Below are 20,069 nucleotides of genomic sequence, written 5' to 3' on the forward strand. Positions count from 1 at the left end.
CGGATGACTGTTCAGCTCACCGTGACGTCGGGGCGGCCCGAGGGCACTCCGGCGTCCTCCATGCTCTCGGCGATCTTCATCGCCTCTTCGATCAGGGTCTCGACGATCTTCGACTCGGGGACGGTCTTGACGACTTCCCCCTTCACGAAGATCTGACCCTTCCCATTGCCCGAAGCGACCCCCAAATCCGCCTCGCGCGCCTCACCGGGCCCGTTGACCACGCAGCCCATCACGGCGACCCGCAGCGGCACCTCCATGCCGTCGAGTCCCGCCGTCACCTCGTCCGCCAGCTTGTACACGTCGACCTGCGCCCGCCCGCACGACGGGCACGACACGATTTCGAGGGTCCGCTCCCGCAGTCCCAGCGACTGGAGGATCTGGAGTCCGACCTTGACCTCCTCCACGGGCGGCGCGGACAGCGAGACCCGGATGGTGTCGCCGATGCCCTCGCTGAGCAGCGCCCCGAAGGCCACCGCCGACTTGATCGTCCCCTGGAACGCGGGGCCCGCCTCGGTGACGCCCAGGTGCAGCGGATAGTCGCACCGCGCCGCCAGGAGCCGGTAGGCATGCACCATGACGACAGGGTCGTTGTGCTTCACCGAGATCTTGATGTTCCGGAAGCCGTGCTCCTCGAAGAGCGACGCCTCCCACAGGGCCGACTCCGCGAGCGCCTCCGGGGTGGCCCGGCCGTACGTGGCGAGCAGCCGCCGGTCCAGCGATCCCGCGTTCACGCCGATCCTGATGGGCGTGCCCGCGTCCGAGGCCGCGCGGGCGATCTCGCCGACCTTGTCGTCGAACTGTTTGATGTTGCCCGGGTTCACCCGGACCGCCGCACACCCGGCGTCGATCGCGGCGAACACGTACTTGGGCTGGAAGTGGATGTCCGCGATCACCGGGATCTGTGACTTCTTCGCGATCGTGGCGAGCGCGTCCGCGTCGTCCTGCGTCGGGCAGGCCACCCGTACGATCTGGCAGCCCGTGGCGGTCAGTTCGGCGATCTGCTGGAGCGTGGCACCGATGTCGGACGTACGGGTCGTGGTCATGGACTGCACGGACACGGGCGCGTCCCCGCCGACCGCCACCGGCCCGACCTGGATGCGCCGCGAGGTGCGGCGCATCGCCAGCGGTCGGGCCGGCAGCGCGGGGAGCCCCAGTTGCACTGGCACTCCGGCGGTCATCACATCACCCGCGGTTTCCGGCGACGGTCTCGCGGGCGGCGCGGATGGACTCTTTGAGGGAGCCCATCGTGGCGAGGACGGCCGTCGGCTCGTAGCCGCAGTGCGCCATGCAGTTCGCGCACCTGGGGTCCTTGCCGCGCCCGTACTTGTCCCAGTCGGTCTCCTCGACGAGCTGCCGGTACGTCGGGACGTACCCGTCGCTCATCAGGTAGCAGGGCCGCTGCCACCCGAACAGGGAGTAGTTCGGGATCGCCCACGCGGTGCACGGGAAGTCGGCCTTGCCCTCCAGGAAGTCCAGGAAGAGCGGCGAGTGGTTCAGCCTCCACTTCCTCCGGTTCCCCCCGGCGAACGCCTTGCGGAAGAGCTCCCTGGTCTGCTCGACGCCCAGGAAGTGCTCCTGGTCGGGGGCCTTCTCGTAGGCGTAGGCGGGCGAGATCATCATCTCGTCCACCTTCAGCTCGTCATTGAGGAAGTTGAGCACCTCGATGATGGTCTGGGGGGTGTCGGTGTTGAAGAAGGTCGAGTTGGTGGTCACCCGGAAGCCGCGCCGCTTGGCCTCCTTGATCGCCTCCACCGCCTCGTCGAACACGCCCTCCTTGGCCACCGACTCGTCGTGCCGCTCGCGCAGCCCGTCGATGTGGACCGCGAAGGCGAAGTACGGCGAGGGTGTGAACTTCTCGATCTTCTTGCGCAGCAGCATGGCGTTGGTGCAGAGGAACACGTACTTCCTCTTCGCCACCAACTGCCGGACGATCTCATCGATCTGAGGGTGCATCAGCGGTTCGCCACCGGCGATGGAGACCATCGGGGCGCCCGATTCGAGCACCGCCCCCACGGCCTGCGCCACCGGCATGCGCTGCTTGAGCACTCCGGCCGGATGCTGGATCTTGCCGCAGCCCTCGCACTTGAGGTTGCACGCGAAGAGCGGTTCCAGCTCGACGATCAGCGGGAACTTCTCCCGCTTGCGGACCTTCTGTTCGAGCAGGTATGTCCCGACCCTGATGGTCTGACGGAGCGGCATTGCCATCTGGCTCACCTCCTGGGGAGCAGCAAAGAACGGTGCCATTCGTAGAACGCCGGAAGAACGTGGCGGAGTACACGGAAAGCCGATATTCCTCCGCCGATGGTGCCGAGCCGCAGGAGCTCGTGCTCGGGTGCGTCCACGACCACCCGGACGGCGGCAACGGGCCTCGGTCCGGCCCGCAGGGCGCCTGCGAGGGTCGCCGCGGACTCCATGTCCACGCCGATCGCGCCCTCCGCACGCAGCACGGCCCGCTCGGCCGTCCCGCGCACGACGTGGTCGCTGCCGGCCAGTGGCCCGGTGTGGACCACCCGTTCCGGCAGCGCTCTGGCTACCGCGTCGGCCAGCAGCTCCACGTCCGTACAGACCGTGTTGCCGCGGCGGTCGCGGGTCTCGGTGGCGACGACGAGATCGCCGGGGTGCATGCCCGCGGCGAGCCCGGCACAGAATCCGGACGCGATGACCGCCGCGTCCCTGGCCGGACCCTCCTCGGTGAGAGTGCGGGCGATGGCGTAGTCGGCGGCTTCCGGGCCCATTCCGGTACGGAGTACGAGGACGGGTCCTGCCGCACCGCTGCGGTCGCCGCCGCGCAGGGCGAGGCGTTCGATGCCGAGCGCGCAGGCGATCAGCAGCGGCTTGGTACTGCCGGGTCCAGCTGAACCCGGGGTTCGGGTCAATTCAGCCCCCTTGAGCGGGCGTGGACGGTGGTCCGGTGCGGACCGTGGGGTGGTGCGGCGGCCCCGTCAGGGCCTGGCGGTGGGGAACACGGGCTCCCCGTGGACGTACCGGCCCAGTGCGGTGAGCGGGAACACCTGCCGGTAGAGGTGGTAGTTGATGGAGAAGTCCCAGGGGAATCCGGTGCCGGTGAAGTACGGCTCGTCCCAGGAGCCGTCCGGCAGCTGGGTCTCCGCGAGCCAGGCGATGCCCCGCTCGGTGGCCTTGGAGTCGCTCTCCCCGGCCGCGATCAGCGCGAGGAGCGCCCAGGCGGTCTGCGAGGCGGTGGACGCCCCGTGCCCGACCCAGTCCGGCTCCTTGTACGAGCGCAGGTCCTCGCCCCAGCCTCCGTCGTCGTTCTGCACGGACTCCAGCCAGGCCACCGCGCGGCGGATCGCGGGGTGCGAGCCGGGCAGCCCCGCAGCGGTGAGTGCGGGCACCACGGAGCCCGTGCCGTAGACGTAGTTGACGCCCCACCGCCCGAACCAGGCCCCGTTGTCCTCCTGTTCGGCGAGCAGCCAGGTGATGCCGCGCCGGGTGCGCGGGTGGTGGGCCTTGCCCTCGACGGCCAGCATCTCCACCACGTGGGCGGTGACGTCGGCGGACGGCGGGTCGATGACCTCACCGAAGTCGCAGAACGGCAGCCGGTTGGGGAAGGCGCTGGTGTTGTCGGCGTCGAAGGCACCCCAGGCGCCGTTCTTGGACTGCATGCCGAGGTTCCAGCGCACACCGCGGGCGATGGCTCCCTCTATCCGCTCGCGGTCCGGGTGCTGGACGCGTCGCAGGGCGAGGATGACCTCGGCGGTGTCGTCGATGTCGGGATAGTTGTCGTTGTGGAACTCGAACGCCCAGCCCCCCGGCGGGAGCCCGGGCCTGCGCACCGCCCAGTCGCCGGGGCGCACGATCTCCTCGGCGAGCATCCAGTCGGCGGCCTTGACCAGTGCCGGGTGGTCGCCGGGCAGCCCCGCGTCGGCCAGCGCGATGGTGGCCAGACAGGTGTCCCAGACCGGGGACTGGCATGCCTCGATCATGCGGGCCCCGTCCTCGCGCCAGATCGCGAACCGGTCCAGCGACTCCAACCCCGCCTTCATCACGGGGTGTTCGAGGTCGTAGCCGAGCAGATGGAGGGCGATCAGCGAGTACACGGCGGGCGGCTGGATGCCGCCCCAGCAGCCGTCGTTCTCCTGCCGCTCGATGATCCAGCGGGCCGCCGACTTCATCGCGGTGCGCCGCAGCGGCGGCGGGGCGAACCGGTGGTAGACGTGCAGCGCCTTGTCGAGACGCTGGAAGAGCCCGTCCCAACTGGCGGGCGAGGCAAGGCGTTTGGGTGGATTCGGATCACGCGGATCGGTGTGCAGTTCGTCCAGCGCGAAGGGCGCGGGCCGCACCGGGCGCTTCGCGGAGACCACCGTCAACGGCACGATCGTCTGCCGTGCCCAACAGCCGAAGTCGTAGATATTGAGAGGAACCCACTTGGGGAAAAAGATCAACTCGGGCGGCAGTTCGGGGAGGTCGTCCCACTTCCACCAGCCGAAGAGGGCCAGCCAGATCCGGGTGAAGACCCGGCTCGCGGCGATCCCGCCCCTGGCCCGTACCCAGGCGGCGGCCCGGATCATGTGCGGATCTTCGGGGAGGTCGCCCGCCAGCCGCAGCGCGACGTACGCCTCGACGGTGGCGGAGAGGTCTCCGGGCCCGCCGTTGAAAGTCGCCCAGGTTCCGTCCTCCCGCTGCTCGCCCCGGATGAAGAGGGCGGCGGCCTGGACGGTCCTCTCGTCCTGGATGCCAAGGAACTGCCTCAGCAGGAGGTCTTCGGCGTCCATGGACACATTGGTTTCCAGGTCGCCCTTCCACCAGCCCTGGGCGTCCTGCCGGTCGAGCAGATGACCGACCGCCCGTTCCGTGGCCCGCCGTGCGGCGTCGAGGACGTCGGGCGCGACGGTGGTGGTGCTCGTCCGGGAAGTCGTAGAGGCAGGAGAAGGAGAAGAAGGAGGAGTATGCGGAGAAGTAGTGCTCGTGGTGGTCTGGCTGGCCGAAGTCGCTCCGGGGTCCACAGACCCGGTGCTTCCGTCGGTCGTCGCTGTCATGGTTTCCCCTTACGTGCAGTTGGACTTCTGCTGTGCTGGGGTTTCCGTCGTCCGGGCCACCGTTGAAGGCGGCCCGGACGGCGACTGCTGGGGGTCTGGGGCTAGCCCCCAGCGGGACCGGATATACGCCGGGCGGCCGTCACCTCTTTCGTACGACCACGAAGTCGGCGAGCGCGGTGAGCTGCGCCCGCACGTGCTCCGGCATGTCGACACCGTGCAGCGCCTCGATGGCGACCGCGTGCTGGCGGCGGGCCTCCTGAGCGGTCCACTCGCGTCCGCCCGCTTCCTCGATGAGGGCCGCCCGCATGGCGAACTCCTCCTCGGAGAAGGTGTCGAAGTCCTGGGACTCGGCGTCCGCCGCGAGCAGTTCACCGAGCTTCTCGGATGCGGGACCGCCCGCGGCGAGCGCGGCGACGACCGGCAGCGACTTCTTGCGCTGGCGCAGGTCGCTCCACGTCTGCTTGCCCGTCGAGTCGGGGTCGCCCCAGATGCCGAGCAGGTCGTCGACGGCCTGGAAGGCGAGGCCGAGGTGGTAGCCGTACGCCTCCAGGGTGTCGGCGGTCTTGTCGTCGGCGCCGCCGAGGACCGCGCCGATGGAGACGGCGCAGGCCAGCAGGGCTCCGGTCTTGTTGCCCTCCATCTCCAGGCACTCCTCGACGGTGACCCGGTCGCGGTGCTCGAAGGAGATGTCCTGGGCCTGGCCGTCGATCAGCTTGCGGGTGGCGGTGGTGAGGCGTCGCGTCGCGCGCCCCGCCTCGACGGTGCCGATCTCCAGGAGGAGTTCGTTGGCGAGCGCGAAGAGGGCGTCACCGACGAGGATCGCCAGGGCCGGGCCGTGCACCTTCCACACGGTGTCGCGGTGGCGGCGCTGCTCGTCGCCGTCCATCAGGTCGTCGTGCAGCAGCGAGAAGTTGTGCACGAGTTCCACGGCCACCGCGCCGGCCACGCCGACCTCGGGGGTGGCGCCCGCGGCTTCCGCGGACAGCAGGGCGAGGGCCGGGCGGACGGCCTTGCCGCCGTCGCCGTCGGAGGGACGCCCCTGGGCGTCGATCCACCCGAAGTGGTAGGCCGCGACGGTGTCCATGGGCGGCGCGAGCCGGTCCACGGCGGCACGCAGCACCGGGGCGGACATGGCCCTGCCGCGCTCCAACAGCGCCGCGATGTCCACGGTGTCGACAGCCGGGTTCGCCGGGGTCACAGGCTCTCCTCTTGTTCCATAACTGATGCTCATGCCGCCTCCAGTGGCGGAAGTTCATAAGGGCGGCCGAGTGTGGAGAGCGCGGCCTGCGCTGCGGTGAGTCCGCTGCGCACGGCGCCCTCCATGGTCGCGGGCCACCCGGTGGCGGTCCATGCACCGGCCAGGTAGAGACCCGGCGCACGGGTGCGCGTACCGGGGCGCAGGCGCCCGACGCCGGGTGTGGGGGCGAACGTCGCGGTGCGCTCCCGGGTGACGAAGAAGTCCCGTACCTCCGCACCGCGCGTGGCGGGCAGCATCCGCTCCAGTTCGGGGAGGTAGCGCGCCCTCAGCTCCGCGACCGGGGCGTCGATCTCGTCGGCCGCGTCGGACTGCGAGAGCGCCAGGTACTGGCCGCCGCCGGTCAGCCCGGAGGCGTCGGTGCGGTCGAAGACCCACTGGACGGGGGTGCCGAGTGCGGCGAAGAAGGGCTTGCGCAGCACCTTGCGGTCGTAGACGACGTGGACGTTGAGGATGGGCGAGACGCCGATCTCCTTGATCCGGTCCTGTCCGTCCAGCGCCCCCTTGGGCAGCAGCGCGTGCGTTTCCTTCTGCGGCACGGCGAGGACGACGGCGTCGGCGGCGATCTGCTCCCCGCCCGCCTCGACGACCCAGCCGCCCTTCCTCGTACGGGTCAGGGAGTCGGCCTTGACGCGCAGTTCGGTCCGCACTCCGGCGGAGTCGAGGGCCTTGCGGGCGCGGACGTCGTGCAGGTCGCCGAGCGGGACGTGGGCCCAGCCGATGTCGGCGGCGCCCGGGTCGGAGAGCAGCCCGGTCTTGAAGACCTTGGCGGCGAGCCCCAGCGATGCCTGTGGTGCGCGCACGTTGAGGGTGGCGACGCCGACCAGGTCCCAGAGCGCCTCGATGGTGCGCTGCGACTGTCCGTGCTCGGTCAGCCAGGTCGCGAAGTCGATGTCGTCCAGCGCCGGATCGGCCGGGTCGAGCCCCTTGAGCGCGAGCGCGGCCCGCCCGACGGAGGCCCGTTCGGCGATCGAGAGGTGCGGGTACGTGGCGAGGCTGGCGGCCAGGTGCAGCGGTACGGGCAGCGCGGTGCGCCGCAGCCGTCCGAGCCGGGGGCCGCGCGGGTCGCCGACGTCGAGCACGGGGACGTCCAACCGGCGCTGCAACGGAGCGAGTTCGGCCGCGTCGACGCGGTCCAGGAACCACCGGTAGGCGGTGCAGCAGCGCAGGTACACGTGCTGTCCGTTGTCGACCGTCAGATCGCCGCGCTGGAAGGAGAACGCGAGGCCGCCGAGCCGGGGCCTGCCTTCGAGCAGGGTGACGCGTACGCCCGCGCCCGCGAGTTCGAGGGCGGCGGTGACACCCGCGAGGCCGCCGCCGACGACGACCGCGGTGGGCGTGGGCGGCATGGTGTCGTGAGTCATGCACCCTCCCCCGAGCGATGTGCCGTGCAGAACGCCGACGTGGCCGTTGCAGTCAGGGACGCGTCAGGCCGGTGGAGGGTTGCGCACCGGTTCGACGAATTCCGCGAATTCTGCGGCTTTCGCTCGTTCCATGCCGTGCACGGCATGCACACCGAATTCGAATGTTTCACGTGAAACGCTCTTCCCGCCCCTTTCAAGGACGCCTCCTGGCGGTCTGCCGGGAGATGTGACGCGCGTCGAGCCCGGAGAGTCCGCGCACGGCGACGTACGCCTTCTCACGTCCGGGCAGCGACACACGGCCGCGCAGAACGGCCTCGGGATCGCGTTCGATACGGTCCAGGAGCCTGCGGTAGATGCCCGCCATGGCCGCGACGCAGGCACCGCTGCGCCGGTCGAGGTGGGGCAGCAGCCGGTAGCCCTCGGCGAACAGGGCGCGGGCGCGCCGCACTTCGAAGTGGACGAGTCCGGCGAAGTCGGAGCCGGGAGGCGGGGTGGAGCTGTGGAAGCCGTCCGCGCAGCCGAACTTGGCGAGGTCCTCGGCGGGCAGGTAGGTGCGTCCGTTGCCCGCGTCCTCGCGGACGTCGCGCAGGATGTTGGTGAGCTGGAGAGCGAGGCCGAGCGTATCGGCGTACTCCGGGGCGCGATCGGCGTCCCGTGCGCCGGACGGTGTGCCGAACACGCCGAGCGACAGCCGTCCGATGGCTCCGGCGACGCACCGGCAGTAGACCTTGAGGTCGTCCCAGGTCTCGTAGGTCGCCTCGTGAACGTCCATCAGGACGCCGTCGATCAGCTCGTCGAGCCCGTCGAGCGGGATCGGGAAGCGGCGGGCGGCATCGGTGAGTGCGACGGCCACCGGGTCGGTGTCGTCCTCCTCGATGTCCCCGGCGCTGATCCGGGCGAGCAGCGCCCGGGTCTCCCCCAGGCGCTTCTCCTTGACCTCCGGCGGCAGCGTGCCGTCGCCGATGTCGTCCACGCGCCGGGAGAAGGCGTAGAGCGCGGACATCGCGTTGCGCTTGTCGGTGGGCAGCAGCCGGATGCCGTACGCGAAGTTGCGCGCCTGCTGTCCGGTCACCGCCTCGCAGTAGCTGTACGCGGCGAGTACCGGCGCAGGCGTCTCTTCGAGTCCCTCCATGGTCCGGCTCACCCCTCTCTTCGCAGAGTCGCTCCCACTTCGCGCAGCAGACTGAGCTTGGTGGGCTTGGGCGGTCCAGGGAGTACGTCGAATCCGGCGGCGTGAACCGCCTTGAGGGCGGCGCGGCCACCGGCGACGAAACCGGCCAGCAGAAGCTTCAGTCTGCCGTGCACGCTACCCACGAGCGGGGGTCCTTCATTCAGGAGGCGGGAGGCGCGTTCTGCTTCGAATGCGACCAGTGAGCGCACTGAGGAGTTGGCGCTCGGCGCGGCAAGGTCCTTTTCGGACACGTGGAAGCGCCGCATGTCTTCGGCCGGGAGGTAGATCCGGTCACGGGCCAGGTCCTCGGCCACGTCCTGGAGGTGCTCGACGATCTGGAGCGCCGTGCAGACGGCGTCGGAGCGGCGGACGCGTTCGGGGCTGGTGGTGCCAGTGAGGGCGAGGACGAGGCGGCCGACGGGGTTGGCGGACTTCTCGCAGTAGGCGAGGAGGTCCTCGTACGTCTCGTAGCGCGTGACCGTCTGGTCCTGGCGGTTGGCCTCGATCAGTCCGAGGAAGGGCTCGGGGGTGAGGCCGCGGCGGCGGACGGTGGGCTGGAGTGCCACCAGCAGGGGGTGCCGGGGCGTGGAGTCGAACACGCGGTGCAGGTCGGCCTCGAAGGCGTCGAGCATCGCGAGCCGGTCGTCTGTCTGCTCCTTGTCGAGACCGAGGAGTTCGGCGTCCCGGCCGCCGGGGGCCAGGTCGCCGTCGCCGATGTCGTCGACGAGGCGGGCGTACCCGTAGACGGCCATGAGGTCGTCGCGCCAGGCGCGCGGCAGGAAGAAGGGGGCCACGGGGAAGTTCTCGTCCGCGGCCTTGTCGAGGGTGCTGCGCCCAGGGGCGCCGGGGTGCGCCTCCCGTACTCCGGTCATCGCCGACCGCCCTCGACGAGGACGGCGAAAGCATCTCGGACCTGGAGATATTCCATTGCCATTGCCGTCACACCTCCCGTTCTACACTGCCGACTCAAAACATCCCATTTCGGACACGCCGCCCGTCATCCGACAGCGGAGAGTGCTCTGAGGCGGGGCCCCGAGGGGGTATCGCCCCACTTGCCGCGAATCAGCACCGGTACAGCTTACGTTGTACAACGCGAAGCATCTCCGCGGGGTGTTGCGCGCATTACAACAACACTCCAATCGGGACCAACCTTCCCCGGGGCTCGGCCAGTTGGCGGATCGGCCGAAATCTGATGCCCCGTGAGACCCCCGGCGTCGTCCTTCACCCGTGTACACAGCGTCAGGGCCCCCGCCGGTTCCGGCGGGGGCCCTGACGGCGGCTCGGGCAGAGCCCGGCTACTTGCCGGTCTCCTTCTCGTACGCCTTGACGACCTCTTCGGTGGGGCCGTCCATCAGGAGCTCGCCCTTCTCCAGCCACAGGACGCGGTCGCAGGTGTCCCTGATCGACTTGTTGCTGTGGCTGACCAGGAAGACCGTGCCTGCCTCCTTGCGGAGCTCGCGGATCCTCTGCTCCGAGCGGATCTGGAACTTCCGGTCACCGGTGGCCAGCGCCTCGTCGATCATCAGGACGTCGTGGTCCTTGGCCGCCGCGATGGAGAAGCGCAGGCGCGCCGCCATGCCGGAGGAGTAGGTCCGCATGGGAAGGGTGATGAAGTCGCCCTTCTCGTTGATTCCGGAGAAGTCGACGATGCTCTGGTAGCGCTGGCGGATCTGCTCGCGCGACATGCCCATGGCGAGTCCGCCGAGGATCACGTTGCGCTCACCGGTCAGGTCGTTCATCAGCGCCGCGTTGACACCGAGGAGCGAGGGCTGGCCGTCGGTGTAGACCTTGCCGCTCTCGGCGGGCAGCAGCCCGGCGATGGCGCGCAGCAGGGTCGACTTGCCGGAACCGTTGGAGCCGATCAGACCGATGGCCTCGCCCCGGTACGCCGTGAAGGACACCCCGCGCACGGCGTGCACCTTGCGTACGCCGCGCACCTGGTCGGTCTTCTTGCCGCGCAGGATGCGGTTGAGGGCGGCGGTCGCGCCGCCCTTGCCGCCGCCGCCGGTGTTCACCCGGTAGACGATGTGCACGTCGTCGGCGATGACCGTGGGGACGCGCCCCTCGGTGCTGTCGTTGATGTCCTCAGCCACGGCCGTAACGCTCCTCAGACTTCCAGAAGTACACGAAGCCGAGCACCCCGAAGAGAACCGCCCAGGCCGCCGCGGCCGCCCAGACGTGCGGCGGCAGGTTCTCCGACCCGTACCCGTCGATCAGCGCGAAGCGCATCAGGTCCATGTAGACGGCCGCCGGGTTCCACTGGAGGGTGTCGGCGATCCACGCGGGCTTGTCCTTCAGCATGACCGGGATGCTGAACATGACGCCCGAGGCGTACATCCAGGTGCGCATGATGAACGGCATCAGCTGTGCCAGGTCAGGGGTCTTGGACCCCATCCTCGCCATGATCAGGGCGAGGCCCGTGTTGAACATGAACTGGAGCACCAGCGCCGGGATCAGCAGCAGCCACGACCAGGTCGGGAAGTTGCCGAAGGCCATCACGATCAGCAACAGCACGATCATCGAGTACAGGAGCTGCTGGAGCTGCTGGAGCGAGAACGAGATCGGCAGCGAAGCGCGCGGGAAGTGCAGCGCGCGCACCAGACCGAGGTTGCCGGAGATCGCCCGCACGCCCGCCATCACCGAGCTCTGGGTGAAGGTGAACACGAAGATGCCGGTGACCAGGAACGGGATGTAGACGCCCTTGTCCATCCCCCGTCCCGCGTCCAGGATCAGCCCGAAGATCAGGAAGTAGACCAGCGCGTTCAGCAGTGGGGTCGCCACCTGCCACAGCTGGCCCAGCTTGGCCTGGCTGTACTGGGCCGCCAGCTTGGCCGAGGAGAACGCCATGATGAAGTGGCGCCGCCCCCACAGCTGCTGGACGTACTCGCGCAGTCCGGGCCGGGCGCCGCTCACCGAGAGGTGGTACTTGGCGGCGAGCTGCGCCGGGGTCAGTCCCTCGTCGGGAGAGGGAGGGGCGCTCATAGCGACCGCTCCGTCTTGGGAAGTGTCACTCACAAGTGGAAACTTTCGTCTTCAAAGATGCGCGAACCGGTGGGCGCTGGCGCGCGGGTATCCGGGTCCCGGGAGACAAAACCCGATGCTTGCCGTCCCGGGAGGGCTGTTCCGAGCCTGTCAGATGACGGGTGGTCGGCCCAGACGGGTCAGCCGCCATACCGTACGCCACTTCATGGGGCGGCGAGGACCCGCGGGGGTCTTCCAGCCTTCCTTGAAACCGCCGAACCACGCCTTGAGCGCCTCCCCCGAGGGGCGCCGGGCGAGGGTGAGCAGCAGCCAGACGCCGACGTAGACCGGCACCAGGGGTGCGGGCAGGTTGCGGCGGGCCAGCCAGACCCGGTTGCGGGCCACCATCCGGTGGTACGTCGCGTGCCGGGCGGGCGAGGTGGTGGGGTGGTACAGGACCATGTCCGCGCGGTAGTCGATCATCCAGCCCGCGTCGAGCGCCCGCCAGGCGAGGTCGGTCTCCTCGTGGGCGTAGAAGAACGCGTCCGGGAGTCCGCCGACCTCCGCGAAGACCTTCGTACGGGCGGCGTTCGCCCCGCCGAGGAAGGTCGTCACGCGGGAGGAGCGCATCGGGTCGGAGGCCCGCAGCCGGGGGACGTGGCGGCGCTGGGTGACGCCGGTGTCCTGGTCGGCGATGCGGAAGCTGATGATGCCGAGCCTGCGGTCTGCCTCGAACGCCTTGCGGCACAGCTCGGCGGTGTCGGTGTTCGGCAGGAGGCCGTCGTCGTCGAGGAAGAGCAGGATGTCGACGTCGGAACCGGAGGGTCCGAATGCCTCGATGCCGACGTTGCGGCCGCCGGGGATGCCGAGGTTCTCGGGCAGGTCCACGGTGCGTACGTCGCCGGGGACGCCGGTGACGGGGGCGCCGTTGCCGACGACCACGATGTCGACCGGGTCGCCGTCCTGCTTGCGGACGGAGTCGATCAGGGCGTTCAGGTCGTCCGGGCGGGTGCCCATCGTGATGATGACCGCGCCCACCTTGAGGGAGCCGTGCCCCTGGGCGGCGCTCACTTCAGCCTGCTGGAGGCGAGGATGGACACCAGGTGCAGCAGCGTCTGGAGCATGGCGATGCCCGCGAAGACGGCGACGCCGAGCCGGGTGAAGAACAGGTCGTCGCGGACCGCGTCGAAGACCGCGAGGACCAGGATCAGCAGCGTCGCCTCGATGCCGAGGATCAGCCGGTGGAACTGGAGCATGGACGCCAGCTTGCGGGCCAGCGCCATCTTGGAGGAGCGCGGCACGCTCGCCGACTCCGCGACCGGCGGCTTGCCGCCCTGGTGACGGGCGACGGCGACGAGGTCGGTCTCCGCCTTGATCAGGATCGCGCCGAGGGCGGCCAGGGTGCCGAGGAAGGCCCACAGCCAGTCGATGCGTCCGGTGCCCCAGATGTCCGCGGCGCGCAGGCCGACGCCGACGAGCACGGCGGCGTCCGTCAGATACGCGCCGACGCGGTCGAGGTAGACGCCGTTGAGCGAGAACTGCTTCTTCCAGCGGGCGACCTCGCCGTCGACGCAGTCGAGGAGGAGGTAGAGCTGTACGGCGACGACGCCGAGCACCGCGCCCCAGATGCCGGGCACGAGAAGCGCCGGCGCGGCCAGCACGCCGCACACCGTCATCACGTACGTCAGCTGATTGGGGGTGATGCGGGTATTGACCAGGTAACGGTCGACGCGCAGGGAGATCTCGCGCATGTACAGGCGGCCGCCCCAGTGCTCGCCGCTGCGCCGGTCCTTGACGCCCGCGGGGTGAACGACGGGACGGAGTTCAGCTACTGATGGTCGTCTTGACATAGTCGGCGTAAGCGTCCCTGATCTGGTCTGCGGACAGGTCGAGGTGTTCCAGGATCGTGAAGCGTCCCGGACGGGTCTGGGGGGCGTACTCGACGGCCTGGACGAACTCGTCGACGGTGAAGCCGATGTCGCCGGGCAGTACGGGCAGTTCGTGCCTGCGCAGTACGTCGGCGAAGAGCGCGGCGTCCTCGGCCGCGCCGCGCAGGTGCATCGCGAAGGCGGCGCCGATGGCGACCTGCTCGCCGTGGAGCGCGGAGCGCTTGGGGAAGAGCAGGTCGAAGGCGTGGCTGATCTCGTGGCAGGCACCGGACGCGGGGCGGCTGTCGCCCGCCACGGTCATGGAGATGCCGGTGAGGACCAGGCCCTCGGCGAGCACCTTGAGGAAGGCGTCGTCGCGGATGGTGCCGGGGTGGCGGAGCACCGCTTCGCCCGCCTGGCGGGCCATGGCGGCGGCGAGGCCGTCGATGGGGTCGCCGTGGACCTCGTGGGCGAGTTCCCAGTCGGCGACGCAGGAGATGTTGGAGACGGCGTCGCCGATTCCGGACCGTACGAAACGGTCGGGGGCCTCGCGGATCACGTCGAGGTCGATGACGACGGCGATCGGGGTGGGAACCCCGTAGGAGCCGCGCCCGTTGTCGTTGTCCAGGGTGGCGACCGGGGAGCAGAGGCCGTCGTGGGCGAGGTTGGTGGCGACCGCGACCATGGGCAGGCCGACGCGGGCCGCCGCGTACTTCGCGACGTCGATGATCTTGCCGCCGCCGAGGCCGACGACCGCGTCGTAGCGCTGCTTGCCCTTGATGTCGTCGGCGAGCTTGACCGCCGAGTCGATGGTGCCGTCGGCGACCGGGTACCAGTCGGCGTCCGGCAGGTCGGGGGCGAGGCGCTCGCGCAGGGCCTGGCCCGAGCCGCCGCTGATGGCGATGGCGAGGCAGCCCGAGCCGGAGATCCGCTGGTCCGCGAGGAGACCGGCGAGATCGTCCAGGGCGCCCCGGGAGATGTCGACGGTCAGCGGGGAGGGGATCAGGCGGGTCAGTACTGGCACGCGATCTCCCGGCCCTTGGCGAGGTCGTCGTGGTTGTCGATCTCGACCCACTTCACGTCGCCGATGGGGGCCACGTCGATCTGGAAGCCCCGGTTGACGAGCTCCTGGTAGCCGTCCTCGTAGTAGAGGTCGGGGTCCCGCTCGAAGGTGGTCTTCAGCGCGTCGGCCAGCTCGTCGGCGGCCTCGCCCTCGATGAGGGTGACGCCGATGTACTCACCGGTCGCCGTCGCCGGGTCCATCAGCTTGGTGATCTTGCTGACGCCCTTGGCGGGGTCGACGATCACCTTCATCTCCTCGTCGGCGAGCTGCTTCACCGTGTCCAGCGCCAGGATGATCTTCTTGCCGTCGCCCCGGGCGGCGAGCAGCGTCTTCTCGACGGAGACGGGGTGCACGGTGTCGCCGTTGGCGAGGATCACCGTGTGCCGGATCGAGTCGCGGCCGCACCACAGGGAGTAGGCGTTGTTCCACTCCTCGGCCTTGTCGTTGTCGATCAGGGTGATGGTGAGGCCGTACCTGGCCTCCAGGGCGGCCTTGCGGTCGTAGACGGCTTCCTTCCGGTAGCCGACGATGATCGCGACGTCGGTGAGGCCGATCTCCGCGAAGTTGCCGAGGGTGAGGTCGAGGATCGTGGTGTCGCCGTCCACGGGCACGAGGGCCTTGGGCAGCGTGTCGGTGTAGGGACGCAGACGCCGTCCGGCGCCCGCCGCCAAAACCAGGCCGATCATGCGGGTTCTCCTTCGTCGTGTACGGCGGGTGCTCCCGAGGAGACCCAGAAACGGATGCTCTCGGCGAGCACCACCAAGGCGATGACCACGGCCATGACCGTGAGTGCGAGAGGGAAGTCGAGCGTCGTCGACAGGGCGGCGAGAACGGCCACCACCAGCGTGCGGCCCTCGTGGCCGCCGACCGCCCGCACCAGCCAGTTCGGCGGGGCTCCGGTGCCGCCCTTGATGCGGTACACCGTGTCGTAGTGATGGTAGGCGACCGCTGCGACCAGCCCGAATGCCGCCGGGATGGCGCCTGCGACGTCCGCCTTGACCGCGAGGACCAGGACCGTGCAGTACTCCGCGATCCGGAAGAAGGGCGGCACCAGCCAGTCCAGGGGGCCCTTGAGCGGGGACCGGACGGCGAGTCCGCCGAGGAAGGCGTAGAGGACGGCCGCGCCGACGAACGTCCAGGTGCCGCCGTTGACCAGCGCGTCCACGACCAGGATCGTCCCGCCGACGAGGGCGAGGACCGGGGCGAGGAAGCCGCCGCCCGTCCGCCCGCCTCGGGAGGTACCGGCGACGGACTCGGCCAGCGGACCGGAGTCCGTCAGGTCCGCCAGCGCCTGTGCCGCACGGTCGGTGCGGGTCGCGCGCCGGGTCAGCGAGCGCAGTACGCGTCCGGCCGTGGTGTAGCAGGCGGCGAAGGCGCAGCCGATGAGCAGGGCGTAGAAGACGATCCGGGGCGTGGTGAGTGCCGTCAGGACGGCGATCATGGCCCAGCGCTCGCCGATCGGCAGCACGATCATGCGCCGCACCCAGACCGTCCAGCCGACGCTGTCGAGCTTGTCGGAGAGGGCGGCGGTGGGGCTCGTGTTGCCGGTGGCGTCGTGGTTGGCCTCGTTGAAGGAGAAGTCCACGACGTGGCGGCAGGTCTGGAGGACCATCGCGCCGAGCGCGAGCGCCCATACGTCGTCGCCGCCGCGGATCGCGCCGAGGGCGAGGCCCGCGTAGTAGGCGTACTCCTTGGCCCGGTCGAAGGTCGCGTCGAGCCAGGCGCCCATCGTCGAGTACTGGAGCGAGTAGCGGGCGAGCTGCCCGTCGGTGCAGTCCAGGACGAAGGAGAAGAGCAGCAGCAGCCCGGCCGCGACGTAGCCGCCCCGGGTGCCGGTCGCCGCGCAGCCCGCCGCTATGAGCGCGGTGACGAGGGAGGCGGTGGTGACCTGGTTCGGGGTGAAGCCGTGCCGTGCGCACCAGCGGGCGATGTAGCGGGAGTACGGGCTGATGCAGTACGTGGTGAAGAAGCCGTCGCGGGACTTGACGGCCGTGCGCAGCCGGATCGCCTCGTCGTCGACGGCGGCGACGGCCTGCTCGGCCTCGGTGCGGGACGCCTGGTCGGCCGGGACCGCCGCGACGAGCGCACCGAGTTCCGGACGCTGTACGGCGACGCCTTCGGCGTCCAGCCTGGCCGCGACCTCGTCGGGCGAGCCCGGCGCGGTGCGGGCGGCGCGGCTGAGCGCGGCGCGGGCCTCGGGCTGCGCGGTGAGCGCGCCCGTGACGGCGGCCGCGGGGAAGCGGGGGTCGGTCAGGCCGAGGCGCAGCGCGTGCACGTGGCCGACGAAGCGGGGGTCGACGAGGGCGACGCGCTCGGCGGCGGGCGTCTCGTCGAGGAGCTTCGCGGCCTCAGCGGGGTCGGCGGCGGACCGTACGTCGAATCCCAGTGACCGCAGCTCGCCTTCGAGCGACGACCCGGGTACCGGCGGGCCCGTGAGGATTGCGGTCGACAGACGAACTCACTCCTTGAGCATGGCTACACGCCTGAGCATGGCTTCGAAGATGCCGCACCCGTGGGCCCGCACACGGGCGGGCGGGGCGGCATTCGGCAGAGGCTATCGGATGAACGGAACCTTGATTTCACTGCCCGTTCAGGCTTCCGGCAGGACCGCACCGGGCGACGCCGGGGCCGCCGCGATCATCATGGTCGATTCCCGCCCCGCCCCACAAACCGCGTCCCCGAGCCCGGCGCGCGGGCCGGGCGGCGGAGCCTCCGGGATACCTGCACGGAACCTGCGCGAGATCGCTCCGGCTCTCTGACCTGCGGTCATTTCCGCAGGTCAGAGCACATGACAACGGTGTTCAGTCCCGGCTTGCCCATACCCCCCACCCGTAGTTCACTGAGGTGTCGGGCCGCACGGTCCCGCACCACTCGTCACGTCTCAGGAGGCGGCTCTTCATGGGGGCTGGGCACGATCACGGGCATTCTCACGGTGGGCCGCCGCCCACCGGAACGGCTGCTGCCGCGTACAAGGGACGGCTTCGAATAGCCCTGGCCATCACACTGAGTGTGATGGTCGTCGAGATCGTCGGTGGGGTGCTCTCCGACTCGCTCGCGCTCATCGCGGACGCCGCGCACATGGCGACGGACGCACTCGGACTCGCGATGGCGCTGCTGGCGATCCACTTCGCCAACCGTCCGGCCACCCGGAACGCCACCTTCGGGTACGCCCGCGCGGAGATCCTGGCGGCGCTGGCGAACTGTCTGCTGCTGCTCGGCGTCGGCGGCTACGTACTCATCGAGGCGGTGGAGCGGTTCATCACTCCCGCCGAGACCAAGGGCGGTCTGACGATCGTCTTCGCCCTGGTCGGCCTGGTCGCGAACATGATTTCGCTGTCGCTGCTGGTCAAGGGGCAGAAGGACAGCCTCAACGTGCGGGGCGCCTATCTGGAGGTGCTGGCGGACGCGCTCGGCTCGGTGACCGTACTGGTGTCGGCGACGCTGATCCTGCTGACGGGTTGGCAGTACGCCGACCCGATCGCCTCGCTCGTGATCGGCCTCATGATCGTTCCGCGCACGGTGAAGCTGCTGCGCGAGACCCTGTCCGTCCTGCTGGAGGCGGCGCCCAAGGGCGTGGACATGGGTGAGGTGCGTGAGCACATTCTGGGGACACCCGGTGTGGAGGACGTGCACGACCTGCACGCGTGGACGATCACGTCGGGCATGCCGGTGCTGTCGGCCCATGTGGTGGTCAGCCAGGACGTACTGGATTCCGTGGGGCACGAGAAGATGCTGCACGAGTTGCAGGGGTGCCTCGGGGACCACTTCGACGTCGAGCACTGCACCTTCCAGCTGGAGCCGGGCGGGCACGCGGCGCACGAGGTGAAGGTCTGCCACTGAAAGTCCCGTGCGGCCCTTCGGTGCGGGCTGTTAGGGTGATCGAAGAGACGTTCGGTCTCGGACGAACGGTGAGTGAGAAGGGTGATGAGTTGATGACTGTCGTGACGCACGCTGCTGCCTGCGGCATACGGACCATCCTCATCTCCCGGTCCCTCGGCTGACACCTCACCTTTCCGGTTCACCCGTGGGGGCCCTTTCCTGACAAGGGATCCACGTTGTCCGACAACGTCATCGTCGACGCCTTCATGACCCTGCACCGCGACCTGCCCCGGCAGAGCCCCGGTTCGGACGGCACCACCCGGCACTTCCTCTCCCTCGCCTCGCTGGCGGGGCGGCTTCCCGAGCGTCCGCGCGTCCTCGACCTGGGCTGCGGCCCGGGCCGTGCCGCGCTGCTGCTGGCAGCCGAGGCCGGTGCGCGGGTGACCGCCGTCGACCTCTACGAGCCGTTCCTCGACGAGCTGCGCGCGTCCGCCTCGGCCCGTGGGCTCAGTGACTCGATCCGTACCGTCAACGCCGACATGGGCGCCCTCGAAGGCCCCGGCTTCGAGGACGGCTCCTTCGACCTGGTCTGGGCCGAGGGGTCGGCGTACAACATCGGCTTCGCCACCGCCCTCGCGCGGTGGAAGCGGCTGCTCGCGCCGGGCGGCGTGCTCGTCGTCTCCGAGATCGAGTGGACCGCCGAGCAGCCCTCGGCGGGGGTCCGCGCCTTCTGGGACCCGCAGTACCCGCTGCGCTCGCGCGCCGAGAACGCGGCGGCGGCCGTCGCAGCCGGGTACGACGTCCTCGGTACGTACCTCCAGCCGGAGAACGACTGGGACGAGTACTACGGCCCGCTCGGCGAGCGGGTCGCCACCACCGATCCGGCCGTGCCCGGCATGGCCGAGGCCCTCGCGATGAGCCGCGAGGAGATCGAGATCCGCCGGAAGCACGGATCGGAATACGGGTACAGCGGGTACGTCCTGCGGCCCGTCGACCCGCGCTGGCGGACCCGTCCCGAGACCGCCGCCGACGTTCCGGCCGTGCACGCCGTGAACGCCGCCGCCTTCGAGACCGAGGGCGAGGCGGACCTCGTGGAGGCACTGCGCCAGGACCCCGGGGCATGGCTGGACGGTCTGTCGTACGTCGCCGAGGCGCCGGACGGCTCCGTCGCGGCGTACGCGCTGATCACCCGCTGCCACGTCGACGGCGCTCCGGCGGCCGCGCTGGCACCCGTCGCGGTCTCTCCGGAGTTCCAGCGGCAGGGGGCGGGGGCAGCGGTCACGCGCGCTGTGATCGATGCCGCCCGGGTCCGTGGGGAGCGGGTGCTGCTGGTGCTCGGGCACCCGGAGTACTACCCGAAGTTCGGGTTCGCTCCGGCGTCCGGGCTGGGCATCCGGCCCGGTTTCGAGGTACCGGACGAGGCCATGATGGCGCTCGTGCTCGACGAGGCGGTGGAACCGCCGCGCGGTGAGATCAGGTACCCGGCGGCGTTCGGGGTCTGATCCGGGCGAAGAACCGGGGTCTGATCCGGCCGAAGAGTGGGAAGTCCTGCCCCTGTCGCACCCGCGACA

At 70.1% G+C, this 20,069-nt stretch carries 17 protein-coding genes; 2 read left to right on the forward strand and 15 right to left on the reverse strand.

Annotated features, from left to right (window positions below; translation table 11 throughout):
• Positions 1-11 precede the first annotated feature (11 nt).
• From ispG to OG897_RS15650, 15 genes are all read right to left on the reverse strand, one after another.
• A complete protein-coding gene (gene ispG, locus OG897_RS15580; protein ID WP_266657212.1) occupies positions 12-1,178 on the reverse strand; it encodes a flavodoxin-dependent (E)-4-hydroxy-3-methylbut-2-enyl-diphosphate synthase in 1,167 nt (388 codons plus the stop codon).
• A 4-nt stretch (positions 1,179-1,182) separates the two neighbouring features.
• On the reverse strand, positions 1,183-2,205 hold the full coding sequence (gene hpnH / locus OG897_RS15585) for an adenosyl-hopene transferase HpnH (protein WP_266657213.1): 1,023 nt from the start codon (positions 2,203-2,205) through the stop codon (positions 1,183-1,185).
• Positions 2,206-2,210: 5 nt separating this feature from the next.
• Positions 2,211-2,876 carry a 1-hydroxy-2-methyl-2-butenyl 4-diphosphate reductase gene (locus OG897_RS15590; RefSeq protein ID WP_266657215.1) on the reverse strand — a complete coding sequence of 222 codons (666 nt, stop codon included), beginning with the start codon at positions 2,874-2,876 and terminating at the stop codon, positions 2,211-2,213.
• Positions 2,877-2,942: 66 nt separating this feature from the next.
• A complete protein-coding gene (gene shc / locus OG897_RS15595) occupies positions 2,943-4,997 on the reverse strand; it encodes a squalene--hopene cyclase (protein ID WP_266657217.1) in 2,055 nt (684 codons plus the stop codon).
• A gap of 139 nt (positions 4,998-5,136) precedes the next feature.
• A complete protein-coding gene (locus OG897_RS15600; protein WP_266657219.1) occupies positions 5,137-6,228 on the reverse strand; it encodes a polyprenyl synthetase family protein in 1,092 nt (363 codons plus the stop codon).
• The gene (hpnE, locus tag OG897_RS15605; protein WP_266657221.1) at positions 6,225-7,616 is read right to left on the reverse strand and encodes a hydroxysqualene dehydroxylase HpnE; all 1,392 of its coding nucleotides are present in this window, start codon (positions 7,614-7,616) and stop codon (positions 6,225-6,227) included. The genes OG897_RS15600 and hpnE overlap by 4 nt, the downstream gene beginning before the upstream one ends.
• Before the next feature lie 193 nt (positions 7,617-7,809).
• Complete coding sequence (gene hpnD, locus OG897_RS15610) at positions 7,810-8,748, reverse strand: presqualene diphosphate synthase HpnD (protein WP_266657223.1); 939 nt, start codon at positions 8,746-8,748, stop codon at positions 7,810-7,812.
• Between the two features lie 8 nt (positions 8,749-8,756).
• Positions 8,757-9,659, reverse strand: a complete 903-nt coding sequence (hpnC, locus tag OG897_RS15615) for a squalene synthase HpnC (RefSeq protein ID WP_266657225.1) — start codon at positions 9,657-9,659, stop codon at positions 8,757-8,759.
• Positions 9,660-10,082: 423 nt separating this feature from the next.
• Positions 10,083-10,880 carry an ABC transporter ATP-binding protein gene (locus OG897_RS15620; RefSeq protein ID WP_266657227.1) on the reverse strand — a complete coding sequence of 266 codons (798 nt, stop codon included), beginning with the start codon at positions 10,878-10,880 and terminating at the stop codon, positions 10,083-10,085.
• Positions 10,873-11,802 carry an ABC transporter permease gene (locus OG897_RS15625; RefSeq protein ID WP_266657229.1) on the reverse strand — a complete coding sequence of 310 codons (930 nt, stop codon included), beginning with the start codon at positions 11,800-11,802 and terminating at the stop codon, positions 10,873-10,875. Before OG897_RS15625 ends, OG897_RS15620 begins: the two co-directional genes overlap by 8 nt.
• 117 nt (positions 11,803-11,919) lie before the next feature.
• The gene (locus tag OG897_RS15630) at positions 11,920-12,765 is read right to left on the reverse strand and encodes a glycosyltransferase family 2 protein (protein WP_266660198.1); all 846 of its coding nucleotides are present in this window, start codon (positions 12,763-12,765) and stop codon (positions 11,920-11,922) included.
• A gap of 50 nt (positions 12,766-12,815) precedes the next feature.
• Positions 12,816-13,598: a CDP-alcohol phosphatidyltransferase family protein gene (locus tag OG897_RS15635; protein ID WP_266657231.1), complete on the reverse strand. Its 783-nt coding sequence runs from the start codon at positions 13,596-13,598 to the stop codon at positions 12,816-12,818.
• Positions 13,573-14,640: an iron-containing alcohol dehydrogenase family protein gene (locus OG897_RS15640; protein WP_266657233.1), complete on the reverse strand. Its 1,068-nt coding sequence runs from the start codon at positions 14,638-14,640 to the stop codon at positions 13,573-13,575. Before OG897_RS15640 ends, OG897_RS15635 begins: the two co-directional genes overlap by 26 nt.
• Positions 14,628-15,365 (reverse strand): phosphocholine cytidylyltransferase family protein, encoded by a 738-nt coding sequence (locus OG897_RS15645; protein ID WP_266657235.1) that lies wholly within the window; start codon positions 15,363-15,365, stop codon positions 14,628-14,630. Before OG897_RS15645 ends, OG897_RS15640 begins: the two co-directional genes overlap by 13 nt.
• Complete coding sequence (locus OG897_RS15650) at positions 15,362-16,954, reverse strand: DUF5941 domain-containing protein (RefSeq protein ID WP_266657237.1); 1,593 nt, start codon at positions 16,952-16,954, stop codon at positions 15,362-15,364. Before OG897_RS15650 ends, OG897_RS15645 begins: the two co-directional genes overlap by 4 nt.
• Before the next feature lie 623 nt (positions 16,955-17,577).
• Between OG897_RS15650 and OG897_RS15655 the strand changes: the two genes are divergently transcribed.
• Together OG897_RS15655 and OG897_RS15660 are read left to right on the forward strand one after the other, a co-directional pair.
• The gene (locus tag OG897_RS15655) at positions 17,578-18,519 is read left to right on the forward strand and encodes a cation diffusion facilitator family transporter (RefSeq protein ID WP_266657238.1); all 942 of its coding nucleotides are present in this window, start codon (positions 17,578-17,580) and stop codon (positions 18,517-18,519) included.
• Between the two features lie 245 nt (positions 18,520-18,764).
• The gene (locus OG897_RS15660; RefSeq protein ID WP_266660200.1) at positions 18,765-20,000 is read left to right on the forward strand and encodes a bifunctional class I SAM-dependent methyltransferase/N-acetyltransferase; all 1,236 of its coding nucleotides are present in this window, start codon (positions 18,765-18,767) and stop codon (positions 19,998-20,000) included.
• Positions 20,001-20,069: the final 69 nt, after the last annotated feature.

The organism is Streptomyces sp. NBC_00237, assembly GCF_026342435.1.
GTDB lineage: Bacteria > Actinomycetota > Actinomycetes > Streptomycetales > Streptomycetaceae > Streptomyces.

What these genes read in the sequence shown, in the direction of transcription:
- ispG (WP_266657212.1), bottom strand. Translation starts at nt 1,178, where the DNA reads ATGACCGCCGGAGTGCCAGTGCAACTGGGGCTCCCCGCGCTGCCGGCC.
- hpnH (WP_266657213.1), bottom strand. Translation starts at nt 2,205, where the DNA reads ATGGCAATGCCGCTCCGTCAGACCATCAGGGTCGGGACATACCTGCTC.
- shc (WP_266657217.1), bottom strand. Translation starts at nt 4,997, where the DNA reads ATGACAGCGACGACCGACGGAAGCACCGGGTCTGTGGACCCCGGAGCG.
- OG897_RS15600 (WP_266657219.1), bottom strand. Translation starts at nt 6,228, where the DNA reads ATGAGCATCAGTTATGGAACAAGAGGAGAGCCTGTGACCCCGGCGAAC.
- hpnE (WP_266657221.1), bottom strand. Translation starts at nt 7,616, where the DNA reads ATGACTCACGACACCATGCCGCCCACGCCCACCGCGGTCGTCGTCGGC.
- hpnD (WP_266657223.1), bottom strand. Translation starts at nt 8,748, where the DNA reads ATGGAGGGACTCGAAGAGACGCCTGCGCCGGTACTCGCCGCGTACAGC.
- hpnC (WP_266657225.1), bottom strand. Translation starts at nt 9,659, where the DNA reads ATGACCGGAGTACGGGAGGCGCACCCCGGCGCCCCTGGGCGCAGCACC.
- OG897_RS15630 (WP_266660198.1), bottom strand. Translation starts at nt 12,765, where the DNA reads ATGGGCACCCGCCCGGACGACCTGAACGCCCTGATCGACTCCGTCCGC.
- OG897_RS15635 (WP_266657231.1), bottom strand. Translation starts at nt 13,598, where the DNA reads ATGTCAAGACGACCATCAGTAGCTGAACTCCGTCCCGTCGTTCACCCC.
- OG897_RS15645 (WP_266657235.1), bottom strand. Translation starts at nt 15,365, where the DNA reads ATGATCGGCCTGGTTTTGGCGGCGGGCGCCGGACGGCGTCTGCGTCCC.
- OG897_RS15655 (WP_266657238.1), top strand. Translation starts at nt 17,578, where the DNA reads ATGGGGGCTGGGCACGATCACGGGCATTCTCACGGTGGGCCGCCGCCC.
- OG897_RS15660 (WP_266660200.1), top strand. Translation starts at nt 18,765, where the DNA reads ATGACCCTGCACCGCGACCTGCCCCGGCAGAGCCCCGGTTCGGACGGC.